Origin of the sequence: Uruburuella testudinis (assembly GCF_022870865.1) — a bacterium.
Classification (GTDB): Bacteria; Pseudomonadota; Gammaproteobacteria; order Burkholderiales; family Neisseriaceae; genus Neisseria; species Neisseria testudinis.
In genome coordinates, this window is sequence record NZ_CP091508.1 from 1254318 (window position 1) to 1268848 (window position 14531).

Annotated in this window: 16 protein-coding genes; 6 read left to right on the forward strand and 10 right to left on the reverse strand. The window is 54.5% G+C overall.

Annotated features, from left to right (window positions below; all coding sequences use genetic code 11):
- Positions 1 to 184: 184 nt before the first annotated feature.
- The 4 genes from LVJ83_RS05770 to LVJ83_RS05785 all read right to left on the reverse strand — a co-directional run bounded on the left by LVJ83_RS05770 (position 185) and on the right by LVJ83_RS05785 (position 4193).
- Positions 185 to 1189, reverse strand: coding sequence for an FUSC family protein (locus LVJ83_RS05770; RefSeq protein ID WP_244787183.1), 1005 nt, complete (start codon positions 1187 to 1189; stop codon positions 185 to 187).
- A gap of 286 nt (positions 1190 to 1475) precedes the next feature.
- Positions 1476 to 2432 carry an AEC family transporter gene (locus LVJ83_RS05775; protein ID WP_244787185.1) on the reverse strand — a complete coding sequence of 319 codons (957 nt, stop codon included), beginning with the start codon at positions 2430 to 2432 and terminating at the stop codon, positions 1476 to 1478.
- 122 nt (positions 2433 to 2554) lie between these two features.
- Positions 2555 to 4012, reverse strand: coding sequence for an NAD-dependent malic enzyme (locus tag LVJ83_RS05780; RefSeq protein ID WP_244787664.1), 1458 nt, complete (start codon positions 4010 to 4012; stop codon positions 2555 to 2557).
- Positions 3897 to 4193 carry a hypothetical protein gene (locus tag LVJ83_RS05785; RefSeq protein ID WP_244787187.1) on the reverse strand — a complete coding sequence of 99 codons (297 nt, stop codon included), beginning with the start codon at positions 4191 to 4193 and terminating at the stop codon, positions 3897 to 3899. The genes LVJ83_RS05780 and LVJ83_RS05785 overlap by 116 nt, the downstream gene beginning before the upstream one ends.
- 329 nt (positions 4194 to 4522) lie before the next feature.
- Between LVJ83_RS05785 and LVJ83_RS05790 the strand changes: the two genes are divergently transcribed.
- The 6 genes from LVJ83_RS05790 (at position 4523) to LVJ83_RS05815 (ending at position 9570) form a co-directional block, all read left to right on the forward strand.
- Positions 4523 to 4876: a helix-turn-helix domain-containing protein gene (locus tag LVJ83_RS05790; RefSeq protein ID WP_244787189.1), complete on the forward strand. Its 354-nt coding sequence runs from the start codon at positions 4523 to 4525 to the stop codon at positions 4874 to 4876.
- Between the two features lie 528 nt (positions 4877 to 5404).
- Positions 5405 to 6166: a type I 3-dehydroquinate dehydratase gene (aroD, locus tag LVJ83_RS05795; RefSeq protein ID WP_244787191.1), complete on the forward strand. Its 762-nt coding sequence runs from the start codon at positions 5405 to 5407 to the stop codon at positions 6164 to 6166.
- Between the two features lie 271 nt (positions 6167 to 6437).
- A complete protein-coding gene (gene modA / locus LVJ83_RS05800; RefSeq protein WP_244787193.1) occupies positions 6438 to 7187 on the forward strand; it encodes a molybdate ABC transporter substrate-binding protein in 750 nt (249 codons plus the stop codon).
- A gap of 356 nt (positions 7188 to 7543) precedes the next feature.
- A complete protein-coding gene (locus tag LVJ83_RS05805; protein WP_244787195.1) occupies positions 7544 to 8134 on the forward strand; it encodes an acetyltransferase in 591 nt (196 codons plus the stop codon).
- 111 nt (positions 8135 to 8245) lie between these two features.
- Positions 8246 to 8926, forward strand: a complete 681-nt coding sequence (gene modB, locus LVJ83_RS05810) for a molybdate ABC transporter permease subunit (protein WP_244787197.1) — start codon at positions 8246 to 8248, stop codon at positions 8924 to 8926.
- The gene (locus LVJ83_RS05815; RefSeq protein WP_244787666.1) at positions 8926 to 9570 is read left to right on the forward strand and encodes a sulfate/molybdate ABC transporter ATP-binding protein; all 645 of its coding nucleotides are present in this window, start codon (positions 8926 to 8928) and stop codon (positions 9568 to 9570) included. The genes modB and LVJ83_RS05815 overlap by 1 nt, the downstream gene beginning before the upstream one ends.
- Positions 9571 to 9937: 367 nt before the next feature.
- On the opposite strand, the gene nusB is transcribed toward LVJ83_RS05815, so the two are convergent.
- From nusB to ribBA, 6 genes are all read right to left on the reverse strand, one after another.
- Positions 9938 to 10363 carry a transcription antitermination factor NusB gene (gene nusB, locus LVJ83_RS05820; RefSeq protein WP_244787668.1) on the reverse strand — a complete coding sequence of 142 codons (426 nt, stop codon included), beginning with the start codon at positions 10361 to 10363 and terminating at the stop codon, positions 9938 to 9940.
- Between the two features lie 172 nt (positions 10364 to 10535).
- Positions 10536 to 11000, reverse strand: a complete 465-nt coding sequence (ribH, locus tag LVJ83_RS05825) for a 6,7-dimethyl-8-ribityllumazine synthase (protein WP_244787199.1) — start codon at positions 10998 to 11000, stop codon at positions 10536 to 10538.
- A 162-nt stretch (positions 11001 to 11162) separates the two neighbouring features.
- Positions 11163 to 11486, reverse strand: a complete 324-nt coding sequence (locus LVJ83_RS05830) for a DUF2185 domain-containing protein (RefSeq protein ID WP_244787201.1) — start codon at positions 11484 to 11486, stop codon at positions 11163 to 11165.
- Between the two features lie 64 nt (positions 11487 to 11550).
- Positions 11551 to 12435 carry a DMT family transporter gene (locus tag LVJ83_RS05835; RefSeq protein ID WP_244787203.1) on the reverse strand — a complete coding sequence of 295 codons (885 nt, stop codon included), beginning with the start codon at positions 12433 to 12435 and terminating at the stop codon, positions 11551 to 11553.
- Between the two features lie 199 nt (positions 12436 to 12634).
- Entirely contained in the window at positions 12635 to 12844 is a 210-nt protein-coding gene (locus tag LVJ83_RS05840) for a hypothetical protein (RefSeq protein ID WP_244787205.1), read from the reverse strand.
- 85 nt (positions 12845 to 12929) lie between these two features.
- Entirely contained in the window at positions 12930 to 14291 is a 1362-nt protein-coding gene (gene ribBA, locus LVJ83_RS05845) for a bifunctional 3,4-dihydroxy-2-butanone-4-phosphate synthase/GTP cyclohydrolase II (protein ID WP_244787670.1), read from the reverse strand.
- Positions 14292 to 14531: the final 240 nt, after the last annotated feature.

Genomic DNA, 14531 nt, shown 5'->3' on the forward strand with positions numbered 1-14531 from the left:
AAAAGCAAGCCGGCCGGGCGGGTGTGCACAGTCAGGTTGTTTATCAATGGGCATGAAAAGGTTCAGACGGCCTGAGGGTGTGCAGGCCGCCGTTTGCAGGCGAATGGCGGCGGGCGCAACCCAAGTTGGCAGAAAAAAGCTTATTTTAACAGCTTTCAGGCCGTCTGAAAGCCTGTTGCCGGGTTTACAGGCGAAACAGCCTGCCGGTTGCGATGGCGGTAGAGCCGCCGAGTAGGGTTGCCAAGAGGCGGTGTTCGGTGGTGGCGAGCGGGTCGCCGTGGCCGATGGCAATCAGAAAGACGATGGTGGCGGAAACCATGGCGGTAAACAGGCCGTAATGCGCCCGCTGCATCGAAAACGCGGCGGCTGAAGTGATGGTGAGGCAGGCTGTCAGCCATAAGTGTGCATCGTGAAAAGCATACACCGCCAGTGTGGCGGCGGCACAGCCGGTGAGTGTGCCGATAAAGCGGTTGACGCCGCGGGTGAGCGTGTCTGCCGAGGCGGGGCGCAACACCAACAGTGCCGTCATCGCCGCCCAATAATTGTTTTTCAGGCCGGCGCTTTCGGCAGCATAAAGCGCCAAACCCACGGCCAAACCGGTGCCGGCGGCAAAGCGCAGCAGCCTTTGGCTGGGCAGCGGCGTGGCGGGCGGGGGCGGCAGCGGGGCGGCGCTGGCCGGGGTGATGCGTGCCAGCAGCATGGTAAACGCCATTTGCAAGCCGCCGCCGGTGAGTATGCATAAGCTGCGCAGGGCGGCTGCTTCGGGTGTGCCCGGATAATAAGCCGCCACCAAAAAGGCAATCACGATTTGCAGCATAATCCACCACCAATTATTGTTGTAGCTGCTCAATGCGGCGCAGACAGCGGCTAACAACGCCGCAGCGGCGAGCGCCACGGCCGGCTCACTTCCTGCCAGCGAACCGGCAAACGCGGCCAGCGCCATGCCCAATGTGGCTTGCCCCATGACCCGCCAGCGGTGTTTTCCGATACTGCGTGCCGCTCCGAAGCCGGCAGAAAAAGCAGCGCCCACAACCACCACGGCCATTACCGGGTTCAGTTTCATACTCAGCGCCATCACAATCAAAATGGCCGGCGCGCTCAAGACGGCCTGGCGCCAATAAATCGTGCCGCAGCTTTTTTTCAGGCGGGTTAACAGGTTTTGTAGGTTGGAGCAGGGTAAAGTGGGCATGGTCGGAAGTATTCGCGGTTTGGGAGGCCGTCTGAAAGAAGGGTTTTCAGGCGGCCTGTCGGTTTGGTATACGGAGCTGTGGCGGGCTGGGCACTCTAGGATGTCCTGACAATTCATATATCATCATCTTTTTTGCGCTAAAAGCACATCTGCTGCGTTAAAAAGCCTCGCAAGATGTCCAATCTTGCTGCGTTTTTTGCCTTGCATCTGTACTTTTATCACAAAAAATCTGAGTAATTCTGAATTGTCAGGACCCCCTAGGGCACTTTAAGCAATGGTCGGGCAGTTAAAACAGTTGCAGCAACATATCCGCCACCGGCACCACAATCATAAACAGCAGCGTGCTGGCGGTCACCACATTGGTGGCAAATTGCACATCGCCCTTGGCTTCGTGCGCCAGAATCGGCAACACCGCCAGCGCGGAAACCGACGATTGCATGATCAGGGTTTTGGCTTCGATATCGGGCAGCGGCATGATGCTATGACCCGCCAGAACCAGTATCACCATAATGGCGGGCGCCAGCACAAATTTGCCTGCCAGCGCGGCGATGGTGTCTTTATCGAAGCGGATGCTTTTCAAGCCTGCATCGGCCAGGGTGATGCCGATGTAAACCAGCGACAGCGGCGTTACGGTGTTGCCCACATAGCCGAGCGTGCTGTGGATAAACGAAGGCACGGGAATATCAGCCAGCAAAAATACCAGCGCCACCAAAAAGCCGAGCAGGGGTGCGGGAAGCAGCTTTTTCCAGTTGAATGCCTGCTTGTGCGCCGCTTGCGGCTCGGTGCTGTCGCCGGCAATCAGGAAGGCGCCGAAAGCCCAGGTGGATAAGGTGTTGAGCACGTAATACACCAAAAAGTAAGGCATGCTGGCCTCGCCGAACAGCGCCACATTCAGCGGCAGGCCGATAAAGATGGTGTTGGCGTTGACGATGGTGTTGATAAACACGCCGCGCCGCCCGCGCCGCACCTTCAGTATTTTGACCATCAGCCAGGCGGCCAGATAGCCGATTGCCATAGAGAGTGCACCGTAAATCAGGCCGTCTGAAAGCGCCATCAGTTTGTCGCGGCTCAGATAGGTTAATACCGAAACAAAAATAGAGGCGGGCAGGGCGATATTCATAATCAGCTTGGAAATATTGCCGGCAAAGCTGTCGGCAAACCAGCCTTTGTTGCGCAGATAAAACCCCAGCGCGATGATGAATATGATGGGAAGCACGCTTTCCACAGCGGTGAGGAAAATCATGATGCTTGTCCTTAAACGGTAAAATATTTGGAAACACAATGTGATACAGGCCGTCTGAAAGGTTTGGCAAACCCGGTTTGCCTTTCAGACGGCCTGTTGTTTTTATATTTTGCTTACCTTGGTTAATCGCGGTAAACCGGCTGCCACATGGCGTCTTGCACTGCCTGCACCAGATTGTCGTGCTGTTTGGTGGCCACGCCGTCGGCGATTGCCTGTTTGGCCACGGCCAGCGCCACGGTGGCGGAGCTGGCGCGCAGGTTGTCGACCGGCGGCAGCAGTGCCGCGCCGGGTGACGACACGTCTACCTGTCCGGCCACGGCTTCGGCGGCAGCCAGCAGCATGCCGTCGGTGACGTGTTTGGCGCCCGACACAATCACGCCCAGCCCCAAGCCCGGGTACAGCAGCGCATTGTTGCCCTGGCCGATGTGGTAATCCACGCCTTGGTACGATACGGGGGCGACCGGAATGCCGGTGGCGATCAGCGCTTTGCCTTTGCTCCACGGAATAATATCGGCAGGCATGGCTTCGATGCGTTCGGTCGGGTTGGAAAGCGGCAGAATAATCGGGCGCTCAGTGCCGGCGGCCATCGCTTCAATCACTGCCTGCGTAAACGCACCGTGATTGGTCGAGGTGCCGATTAAGATGGTCGGTTTGACTTGCTGCACCACGGTCAGCAGGTTGATTTTGCCGTCTGCGCGCGCCCAGGTTTGGACTTCGGCGGCACTGCGGGCATAGGCTTGCTGGTAATCGGGCGCATCTTGCATATCGTCGGTGACCAGGCCGTTGATGTCGACCAGCCACACGCGCTGTTTGGCTTCTTCGGCACTCAGGCCGCTGCGCACCATGGCGGCGTGAATCTGATCGGCCATACCGGTGCCTGCGGTGCCGGCGCCGTAAACCAGCAGGCGTTGTTCGGCAAAGCTTTGTTGGGTAACTTTCAGCCCGGAGAACACGGCAGCCATCACAATCGCGCCGGTGCCTTGCATATCGTCGTTGAAAATGCGGTATTGTTCGGCATGGTTGACCAGAATGCGGCGGGCATTGCCGGGGCCGAAATCTTCAAAGTGCAGCAGGGCGTTGGGGTAGAGCTCGCTGACGGTTTTCAGATACAGCTCGATAAAATCATCGTAAGCTTGGCCGCTGATGCGGGCGTGGCGGTTGCCCAGATAGGCGGGGTCGTTGAGCAGGGCTTCGTTGTCGGTGCCCACATCGAGGTTGACGGCAATCACGCGGGCGGGGTCGATGCCGGCGGCGGCGGTGTAAACCGCCAGTTTGCCCACCGAAATATCGGTGCCGTTGACGCCCCAGTCGCCGATGCCGAGGATTTCCTGTGCATCAGATACCACCAGCAGATCGATATCGTCGGGGCCGTAGCCGAGGTTTTCAAACGATGCGCGCACGTCTTCGGGGCGGTCGATCGAGAGATACACCGCGCGCGACTGGCGGTAGTCGCCGCTCCATTTTTTAATCGCTTCGCCGATGGTGGGGTCGTATACAATCGGCAGCATTTCGGCCAGGTGGTCGGTGATGACGGTAATACAGCACTTCGTTGCGGTTGTGAAGCTGGTCGAGATAAATATATTTTTCCAAATCGGTTTCATAAACACTGAGCTGCCGATAGGCGCGCGCGGCTTGCTGGTCGAGTGTTTCCACTGCGGCGGGCAGGCGGCCGGTGAGGCCGAGTTTGGCGCGCTCTTCATGAGTGAAGGCGGTTTCGCGGTTGGTGAGCGGGTTGCTGAGGATGGCGGGCTTTTGAGACATGATGGGGCTCCTTAAGGTCGGGAAGGAAAAAACGATGCCGGGCTTTGCGGCGGCAAGCTCTTTTAAAACAATAGAATATCAAAAATACTCATGAATATTAATCTGAATGAGTGTACTCTGTGTTTCACAGCCGAGTGTTTTCTGTTTGTGTCAAAAAATAATTTAATATAAATAAAAAAGCTTGGGTTTTGTTGCTGATTTTGGTCAAAAAATTTATCTTTGAGTAAAGCATATTGTACATTTTATTCTTACTTATCAGAATAAAATTCTCTTTTTTTTACAGTTTGAATGTCTGATAGTGAGTATTTTATAGGGCAAGACCATTAGCTGTGAAAAACCATACCATACACAAAATCGGGGCCATGATTGCCAAATACCGCAAAGCCGCCGGCATCACGCAGGCTGAGTTGGCCGAGAAGTTGGAATTGAGCAACGATGCCATTTCACGCTTGGAGCGCGGCCATATTTCACTGACGGTATCGCGCCTGTTTGAGCTGGCTGAAATTTTCGAATGCGATGCGGCAGATTTGCTCAATGCCAGCAGCCACCGTATCCAAGATCACGAGCGCCGGCTGATGGCGATGCTCAATAAGCTGGAAGCGAGAGAAAGAGTGATGCTGCTCGGCCTGATTGAGCAGTTGATTCATTGGAAACTCAATGCCATGGAAGAAGAGCTTGAATGAGCGCTGTCAGGCGCAGGCGGCAAATTATATTTATTCACAAAAGTAGGCCAACGCCGTTAGGGTGTCCTGATGTGTCATATTTTTTGCGCTAAAAGCACATCTGCTGCGTTAAAAAGCCTCGCAAGATGCCCAATCTTGCTACGTTTTTTGCCTGGCATCTGCACTTTTATGGCAAAAAATCTGAATAATTCTGAATGGTCAGGATACCCTAGGGTGTCCTGACAATTCATATATCATCATCTTTTTTGTGCTAAAAGCACATCTGCTGCGTTAAAAAGCCTCGCAAGATGCCCAATCTTGCTACGTTTTTTGCCTGGCATCTGCACTTTTATCACAAAAAATCTGAGTCATTCTGAATGGTCAGGACACCCTAGGTTGTTTTGTGAATCGGTATGATTGGTTGGCGGCGGTTTGAATACTTTTCAGACGGCCTGTTTCTTGCGATATGCCGGCGTTGCCCGGCCGCTTTTATTTCAACTTGGTATAAAATGCAGACTTTGATAAACCGTTTCGGGTAAGGGCAGGCAAATGAATGTGGTTAAGATAAAAAATATCACCATCGGCGAAGGCGCGCCCAAAATCTGTGTGCCGTTGGTGGCGGCGGATTTGGCGGCATTGCGGGCGCAGATTGAAGCTTTGGCGGGGCTGGAATTCGATTTGGTGGAGTTTCGTGCCGATTTTCTGAAAGAAGTGGAAGATGCGGATTATGTGATGGGCTGCTTGGCCGAAATCCGCCGCATGCTGCCCGATACGCCGCTGTTGTTTACATTCCGCACCGCTGTCGAGGGCGGCGAACATGCGGTAGCGGCGGAATATTATTTTGCGCTGCTGCATGCGGCCATCGGCTCGGGCCATATCGATTTGGCCGATATCGAACTGTTTGCCGGCGAAGAGCAGGTAAAGGCAGCGGTGGCGCTGGCCAAAGCGAAAGGCGTGGCGGCGGTGTTGTGCAATCATGATTTTGACAAAACGCCGTCGAAAGCTGAAATCATCAGCCGTTTGCGCTGTATGCAGGATTGGGGCGCCGATATTTGCAAAATCGCGGTGATGCCGCAATCGGATGCCGATGTGCTGGTGTTGCTGGATGCCACGGAAACCATGTACCGTGAGCATGCGGTGCAGCCGTTGATTACGATGGCGATGGGGCAGAGGGGCATCATCAGCCGCTTGGCGGGTGCGGTGTCCGGCTCGGCAGTAACCTTTGGGGCGGCCGGAAAAGCTTCGGCGCCGGGGCAGATTGCGGCCAATGATTTACGCTTTATTTTGAATGTGTTGACGCAAAAAGTTTAAGCAAATTGCGGCATCGGGCAGAGGCTGCCGCGTGCAGACAGGCCGTCTGAAATCAAGTTTCAGACGGCCTGAAATCGTTGCCATGCTTGATTTGAACAATGATGCATTTATACCTGTTTACAAAAGTCAGCCAACAAAGACGAATGGTCAGGGTGCCTTATCATCAATAAAACCATTTTGCCATACTGCTTTGGTAGTAGATAAAAGGCAGGGTAATGATTGTTGGCCGGCCATGATAAAACGGCGCTTTATTGTGTTGACGGGGCATATCATGCGTTTTTATCCAGCGGTTTGCGCGGCGGTGCTGCTGATGTGGGGGCAGGCGGTGTCGGCTGCCGAAATCACGGTATCGGCGGCGGCGAGCTTGAGCAATGCGTTTAAGGAAATTGCCGGGCAATACGAAAAGCAGTATCCGCAGGCGAAAATCAGGCTCAACACCGCCGGTTCGGGCGCTTTGCTGCAACAGGCGCTCAAAGGCGCGCCGGTGGATGTGTTGGCTTTTGCCGATGAAACCACGATGGATCGGGCGCAGCAGCAAGGTTTGATTCGCCCGGAAAGCCGCCGTGTGTTTGCGCGCAATTCGCTGGTGGTGGCAGCACCGGCCGGCAGCCGGCTGCGGGTGGGCAGCCTGGCCGATTTGAATACGCCGGCGTTCAAGCGCATTGCCTTGAGCAATCCGGCCAGCGTGCCGGTAGGGCGCTACAGTAAAGCGGTGCTGGAACGGGCAGGATTATGGGAAAAGCTGCAACCGAAAATCATCCAAACCCAGCATGTGCGCCAATCGCTGGATTATGTGGCGCGCGGTGAGGTGGATGCGGGTTTTGTATACCGCACCGATGCGGCATTGATGCGCGATAAGGTGAAGGTGTTGGCCAGTGTGCCCACGGCAACGCCGGTGTCTTACCCGCTGGCGGTAGTTACACAAAGCCGCCAACCGGCTGAAGCGCAGCGCTTTGCGCGTTATGTGCGCACACCGGCAGCGCAGGCGGTGTTAAAGAAATATGGTTTTGAAGCTTATTGATATTGAGGCCGTCTGAAAAATCCGCCCTGCGGATATGTTTATATCAATAAAATGATGGCTGCAAATAATGAATACCCATTCACAAAAGTAAGCCAATAAGGCGGCGGCCGAAGACAGTACACGCATATGGGGCTGCTTCGGGCCCAGCCGCACCAACGCCGTTAGCTTATTTTTGTGAATGGGTATAATTGGTGAATGGGTATAATCGAATGAATGATACTTTTATCAATATAAACTACCCTTAATAATTTTTCTTTGCAAATCTTGGGCAGACTGTATAAATTCTTAACTTTATTTCACTGTCAAATTAAAGCACAGCATCAGGCTGTTTTTTAATACCAAAGGAGTGGGTGGTGATGAAGTCTTCGAATTTGTATATTTACGGCGGCGGCGGCCACGGGCAGGTGGTGGCGGATATCGCAAGATTGGCAGGTTACCGCAATATCTGTTTTTTAGACGATGCCCACGGGCGTAAATTCGATGCCAGCCTGCCCAAGGGTGATATTATTGTAGCCATCGGCAACAATGCGGTGCGCCAGCGCCTGTGTAAAAAAGTAACCGCGGCGGGTTTCCGCCTGATTAACTTGGTTCACCCCAGCGCCATCATATCGCCCAATGCCACATTCGGCATCGGTGTGGTGGTGATGCCGCTGGCGGTGGTTAATGCCGGCGCACGTATCGGCGACGGGGCGATTATCAACACCGCATCGGTGGTGGAGCACGACTGCATCATCGGTGTTTGCGCGCACATCTGCCCGAGGGCGGCGCTGGCGGGCAATGTAACGGTTGGCGACAGGGCGCAGATGGGCATCGGCAGTTGCGCGATTCAAGGTTTGAAAATTGGCGCGGGCAGTATTGTGGGCGCAGGCAGTGTGGTGGTAAAAAATATTGCTTCAGATGTGGTTACTTTCGGCAGCCCGGCGCAAGTGTATCGGAAGCTGGCTTAAACGGCAGATGTTGAAGCTGCACACCGCCCAACTGATATGCCGCCCAACCGGCTATGAAATCATGCCGTCTGAACTTATTGATTTCAGACGGCCTTTTTTATCGGAACACAGATGGGTGATGCGGTTATAACGGCTTTGCTGCTTTCTTTAAAAGTGGCCGGATTGGCGACTTTATTCAATATCGTGCTCGGCACGGCAACGGGCTTTGCTTTGGCGCGTCTGCGTTTTGTCGGGCGTAATGTGCTCGACACGCTGCTGACGCTGCCGATGGTGATGCCGCCCACGGTGATGGGCTATTATTTGTTGGTGCTGTTGGGGCGTAACGGGCCGCTGGGCGGCTGGCTGCAAAACACATTCGGCATTCATTTGATTTTTACTTGGCAGGGTGCGGTGATTGCTGCGATGGTGGTGACTTTTCCCTTGGTGTTCAAGCCTGCGCGGGCGGCCTTTGAGGGGGTGAATCCGCAATTGGAGCAGGCGGCACGGGTGGCGGGTTTGAATGAGCGTGCGGTGTTTTTCCGCGTGAGCCTGCCGTTGGCCTGGCGCGGCATTTTGGCCGGTGTGCTGCTGGCATTTGCGCGCGCCTTGGGCGAATTCGGCGCCACGCTGATGATTGCCGGCAGCATTCCCGGCCAAACGCAAACCTTGTCGATTGCGGTTTATGAAGCGGTGCAGGCCGGAGAAGATAGCACGGCCAATTGGCTGGTGTTGCTGATTTCACTGGTGTGCGTGGTAATTTTGCTGGCCGTCGGCCGTTTGGCGCGCGCGCGTGACGGCAGGGAGCGGATTTGATGCGGTTTGATATCGATATTTATAAAAAGTTGCCATCGTTTGAATTGAAGCTGAAACTGCAATCGCCGCATGAAAAGCTGGCGCTGCTGGGGCCTTCCGGTGCCGGCAAAAGCTTGAGCCTGAGCCTGCTGGCCGGGCTGCTGCAACCCGACGGCGGCCATATCCGCATCGGCGGGGAAACATGGTTTGATGCGCATACGGTTTTAAGCGTGCAGCAGCGGCGGGTGGGGCTGGTGTTTCAAGATTATGCGCTGTTTCCGCACTTAACCGTGGCGCAAAATATTGGTTTTGGTTTGCAGCCGGGCTGGTTCAATCCCGGCAGAAGGCCGTCTGAAAAAGTGCAGCAATGGTTGGATATTCTAGATTTGAACCGTGTGGCCGATCATTATCCGCGGCAGATTTCAGGCGGCCAAAAGCAGCGCACCGCATTGGCGCGCGCCTTAATCATGCAGCCGAAACTGCTGTTGCTCGATGAGCCGTTTGCCGCATTGGATACCGATTTGCGCCGCCATACCCGCGCAGAGCTGTTGCAGCTGCAACAGCAAACCGGCGTGCCGATGATTTTAATCACGCACGATCAGGCCGATGCCGATGAATTGGCCGATGAGGTTTGGCGTATGGCCGACGGGCAGATGGCCGTCTGAAAGCATTGATTCACAAAAATAACCTGACGGCATGTTTGCTGTTGTCTTGGGCTCGCCACCTTGTCAGCTTACTTTGATGCGTGGGTTATTCTGGAAATAAGCCAGGCCGTCTGAAAGCATTTTTTTCAGACGGCCTGTGTAGGTGCAAGGTTTTTGTGAACAGAATCCATGCGATACACGATGTGGGTCGGATGCTTGAATCCGACATTTTTCAGACGGCCAAAATCATTGGGCATCACAAAAATATCGAATAATTTGTCGGATACCAGTATCTGATGTCAGCTTACTTTTGTGAATGGGTTATTCTGCAAACAAGCAAAGGCCGTCTGAAAGCATTTTTTCAGACGGCCTTGTGAATCAATTATATTTATGCACGTTTGGGGTCGTTCGGGCGTTGTTGTACGGCCAGTTTGTCGAGAATGCCGTTGACAAATTTGTGGCCGTCGGTGGCGCCGAAGGTTTTGGTCACTTCGATGGCTTCGTTGATAATCACCGGATATGGGGTTTCGGGCATGGCGTTCAGCTCGTGGGCGGCCATCAGTAAGACAGCGCGTTCGATGGGGCTGAGGTCGTTTTCATCGCGGTCGAGCAGGGGGCGGATCTGCTGCATGTAGTCGCGCTGGTTGCTGTGTGCGCCGAAAAAGAGTTTGGTAAACAATTCTTCATCGGCTTTTTTAAAGTCGCTGCTTTCGCGGATGTTTTTGGCAACTTCGGGTGCGGCGGTTTGGTTGAGCGCGGCTTGGTAGAGTGCCTGCACGGCAAATTCGCGGGCGCGGCGGCGGGGTGTTTTCATGGGTGTTTTCATGGGTGTTTCCTATATTGGCTGTGTTCAGACGGCCTCAAACAATATCCGTTTGTGCAAATCATCTGACTGCATCGGCTTGTTTCGCCGTATTGTTTGCGGCCGGCCGTTTGGTCAGCTTGTTTTGATGAACGGATATTGTTTGAGGCCGTCTGAAACCGAATTAATCTTTGGCGCCGATTAATGTGTTGATCAGATTGGCGCATTCTACGGCCACAATGGCGGCATCGGCGGCTTTTTCTTCGATGCGGGCGTGTGCCTGTTCGTCGTTTTCGGTGGTGAGGATGGCGTTGGCAATCGGAATGTTGAAATCAAGGCCGACACGGGTAACGGCGGCGCCCGATTCGTTGGCCACCAGCTCGAAATGATAGGTTTCGCCGCGGATGATGGCGCCGATGGCCACCAGGGCGTCATATTTGCCGGTGGCGGCCATGTTTTGCAACACCAACGGCACTTCCAGCGCTCCCGGCACGGTGGCTACGGTGATGTGTTTGGCTTTTACGCCCATTTCTTGCAGTTTGGCGGTGCAGATGTCGAGCATGGCGCTGCCGACTTCGTTGGTGAAGCGGGCTTGCACGATGCCGATGCGCAGGCCTTTGCCGTTGAGGTTGGGTTGGATGGTGTTCATTGCGGATACTCCCTTATAGGGTTGGAATGAGTCGGGCGGGTGGTTTGATACCCATTCACAAAAATAATCTAACGGCGTTGGCTCGCCTGGGCATGAAGCGGGCGATTGCTGCCGTTTGGTCGGTTTGCTTGTTTAAACAGCGATGGTATGCGGCGGCCCGGTTTAATCTTTGGGCTGCCAGTCGGCCACGGCTTGGAAGCCGCCGTTGTCGTTCAGCTCCCAGGCGCTGCCTTCGGGTTGGTTGATGAATTCGCTGACGGCGGGGTTGCTGCGGGTAATGTCGCCAACGCTGTATACCGTAAAATTATCGGGGTTGTCGGTATATTCGTCGCTTTCTTCGCCGCTGAAAAAGCGCCAGCCGCTGTCGTTTTCAAACACCGGTGCTTCGCGATACATAAAGCCTACCGGCTCGCCTTGTTCGCTCACGGTTTTGGTGGCGATGCAGCGGCCGAGGGCGGTGGAGAGTGCGGAGGCGAATTTATTCATGGTTTTCAGACGGCCTAAACATTTTAAAAGCAGATTCTACACGATTCGGCGCTGTTTCGCACCGTTAAGCATGTTTGCTTTTCAGCGAGCCGAGGTAAATTGCCAACAGCGTTAATGCGGCGCCCGTCCATTGCAGGCCGTTAATCGGTTTGTGCAGCCAGAAATAATCAATCAGCAGCGCCGCTACCGGCTCGCTCAGCAGCAGCAGGCCGGTCAGCGTGAGCGATAGCAGCGGTACGGCGTAGGCAATCAAGCCCCAGGCCAGGCATTGCATAATGGCGCCGTACACCAAAATCAGGCCGACGTCGCGCAGTGTGGTCGGGTAGAGGCTGTCGGCATTGAAAATCAGCGAGGGCAGCACCAGCGCGGCCATGCCGCCGAGGCTGACCAGCAACATCATGGGAAAGAGCTGCACTTTTTCTATTTTGTGTGTTTCGCGGATAAAAATCATCGACAAAGCCAACATGGCGCCGGAAATAATGCCGCTGGCAAAGCCCCAAACTGCATTGCCGTTGTGGCTGAATTCGGGGCTGCCGATCAGCGCCACGCCGCTGATGGCGATAAACAGGCTCAATATTTGCAGGCGGGTTTGGCGTTCGCCGAAAAAGAAAAAACCGATGGCGGAAAGAAAAAAGATTTGCAGGCTGTTGAGCAGGGTGGAGATGCCGGGGCCGACGGCATAAATGCTTTCGTGCCACAGCGCCAAATCGAAGCCGAGAAACACGCCGGAGAGCAGTGCCAATTTGAGCGCGCGTTTGTTTTTGGGCATCTGCTGGCCGAAAAAGCGCGCCAGCAGCCAGAAAATCACAGCCGCCACTGCCAGCCGCCAAAAGGCAATCGCATAAGCGCCCACGGGCACAAATTTAACAATCAGACTGCCGAGGCCGAATACCACGCAGCCGATAACCAGAAGCGGCGCGGCATGGCGGTTGGTTTGCGAGGTGGGCATAGCTTTCTTTCACATATTATTTTTCAGACGGCCTTGTATGTTATAGGCCGTCTGAAAGTTTGGCAAGCGGGTTTTGAGCGAAATTTTTTTTGGCTGTCTGCCCGGTGTGGTTTCAGACATTAACATGCTGTACGGGCTCGCTTGTGTATTCACATGCCTGCCGGTTTTCAGACGGCCTTTGTGGTGTTGCGCCATGAATTTATTTATCGTGCGTTCGGGATAAGATAGTCCATAAGATATAAAATTCTGCACGGTTTTGCTCCCGCCCTAGGGTATCCTGATGTGTCGATTTATGGGTGTATTTTGCCCCTGAAAACGCATCTGCTGCGTTAAAAAGCCTCGCAAGATGTCCAATCTTGCTGCGTTTTTGGCCTGGCATCTGCATTTCCAGGAACAAAAATCCCCTCATAAACGACACATCAGGATACCCTAGCTGCACTGTCTGCACTGTCTGCCGATTGCTGCCTTGTATCACTTTTCTTCATTCCACTATATTACATGGCGCCTTCGGGTGTTTCAAAGCCGACCACTTCCAAACCAAAGCCGGTAAGGCCGTTCATGGCTGAGGGTTTGCCCATCACGCGCATTTTTTTGATGTTGAGGCCGGCGAGGATTTGCGCGCCGATGCCGTAGGTTTTGCGATCCCATTTTTTTACTTGGAAAGCGTTTTTCGGCAGGGTGCGTTCCAGCAGGGCGCTGCCGTCTTCGGTGCGGTGCAGCAAAATCACCACGCCCGCTTCGGCATTTTGGATGCGTTCGAGCGCTTTGGGCAGCGGCCAGCTGTGGTTGGGGTCGACTTGCAGAAAATCCATCACGCTGAACGGTTCGTGCACGCGCACCAGCGTTTCGGCGGCGGTGTCGGGATGGCCTTTGACCAGCGCCAGGTGGGTTTCGCCGGAAAGTTTGTCGACATACACATGTTGTTGGAATTCTCCCCACGGGGTATGCACGGTGGTGTCGCCCATTTCTTCGAGCAGGCTTTCGTTGCGGCTGCGGTATTCGATTAAGTCGGCGATGGTGCCGATTTTGATGTCGTGCTCTTGGGCAAAGGCCATCAGCTCGGGCATGCGTGCCATGGTGCCGTCGTCGTTGAGAATTTCACAAATCACGCCGGCGGGGATGAGGCCGTTCATTTGCGCCAAATCCACGGCGGCTTCGGTGTGGCCGGCACGCACCAATACGCCGCCTTTTTGCGCGCGCAGCGGGAAGATGTGGCCGGGTTGTACGATGTCTTCGGCTTTGACGCCGGGTGAGACGGCGGTGAGGATGGTGTGGGCGCGGTCGGCGGCGGAGATGCCGGTGGAAATGCCTTCGGCCGCTTCGATCGATACGGTGAAGTTGGTGCCGTATTGGGCGCCGTTTTTCTGAGTCATCTGCGGCAGATGCAGGCGGTCGACCAGATCATCGTTCATGGGCAGGCACACTAATCCGCGTGCGTGTTTGATCATAAAGTTGATGGCCTGGGGGGTGACGAATTGGGCGGCCATTACCAGATCGCCTTCGTTTTCGCGGTCTTCGGCATCGGTGATGATGACCATTTTGCCGGCTTTGATGTCGGCCAGAATGTCGGAAGTGGGGGAAATTTTGTTCATGTTCGGGTTCGCTTGTCGGGGAATAGGGTGGGCATGGGTTATGGATGCGCCGCTGTGGTCGGTGTCGAGCCACATCACGGGCATACCGACGGAAGCTTCGATTTTGCGGGCTTTTTTCTCGCCGAAGGATTTATTTTTCAACAACGAAGAAAGCTCGCCCTGATTGATGGCGGCGGCTTCTGCAAAGGCTGACTGCTGGCCGCCGTGCAGGCGGTTGATCCATTGGCGCAGATTGTGGCGGCGCAGGGCTGTGGTGTCCATAATAGGCTTAATCGGGTTGGGTATCGGTTTGATTGTAGGCTGATGTTTACTGAAAGGCAAATATTTTTATGATTGGTTGATAATTACTTTTTAGTAAATAGCAGGCCGTCTGAAAGATTGATTCAGACGGCCTGCATATAGTCAAATTCAAAGAAATGTCGCACAAAGGATAAGCTGAAGTGGGCGGTAAGTGCAGTCTACCGGCTTGATAATATGGGCGTTTGTGTGGCCAAGGGCTGCTGC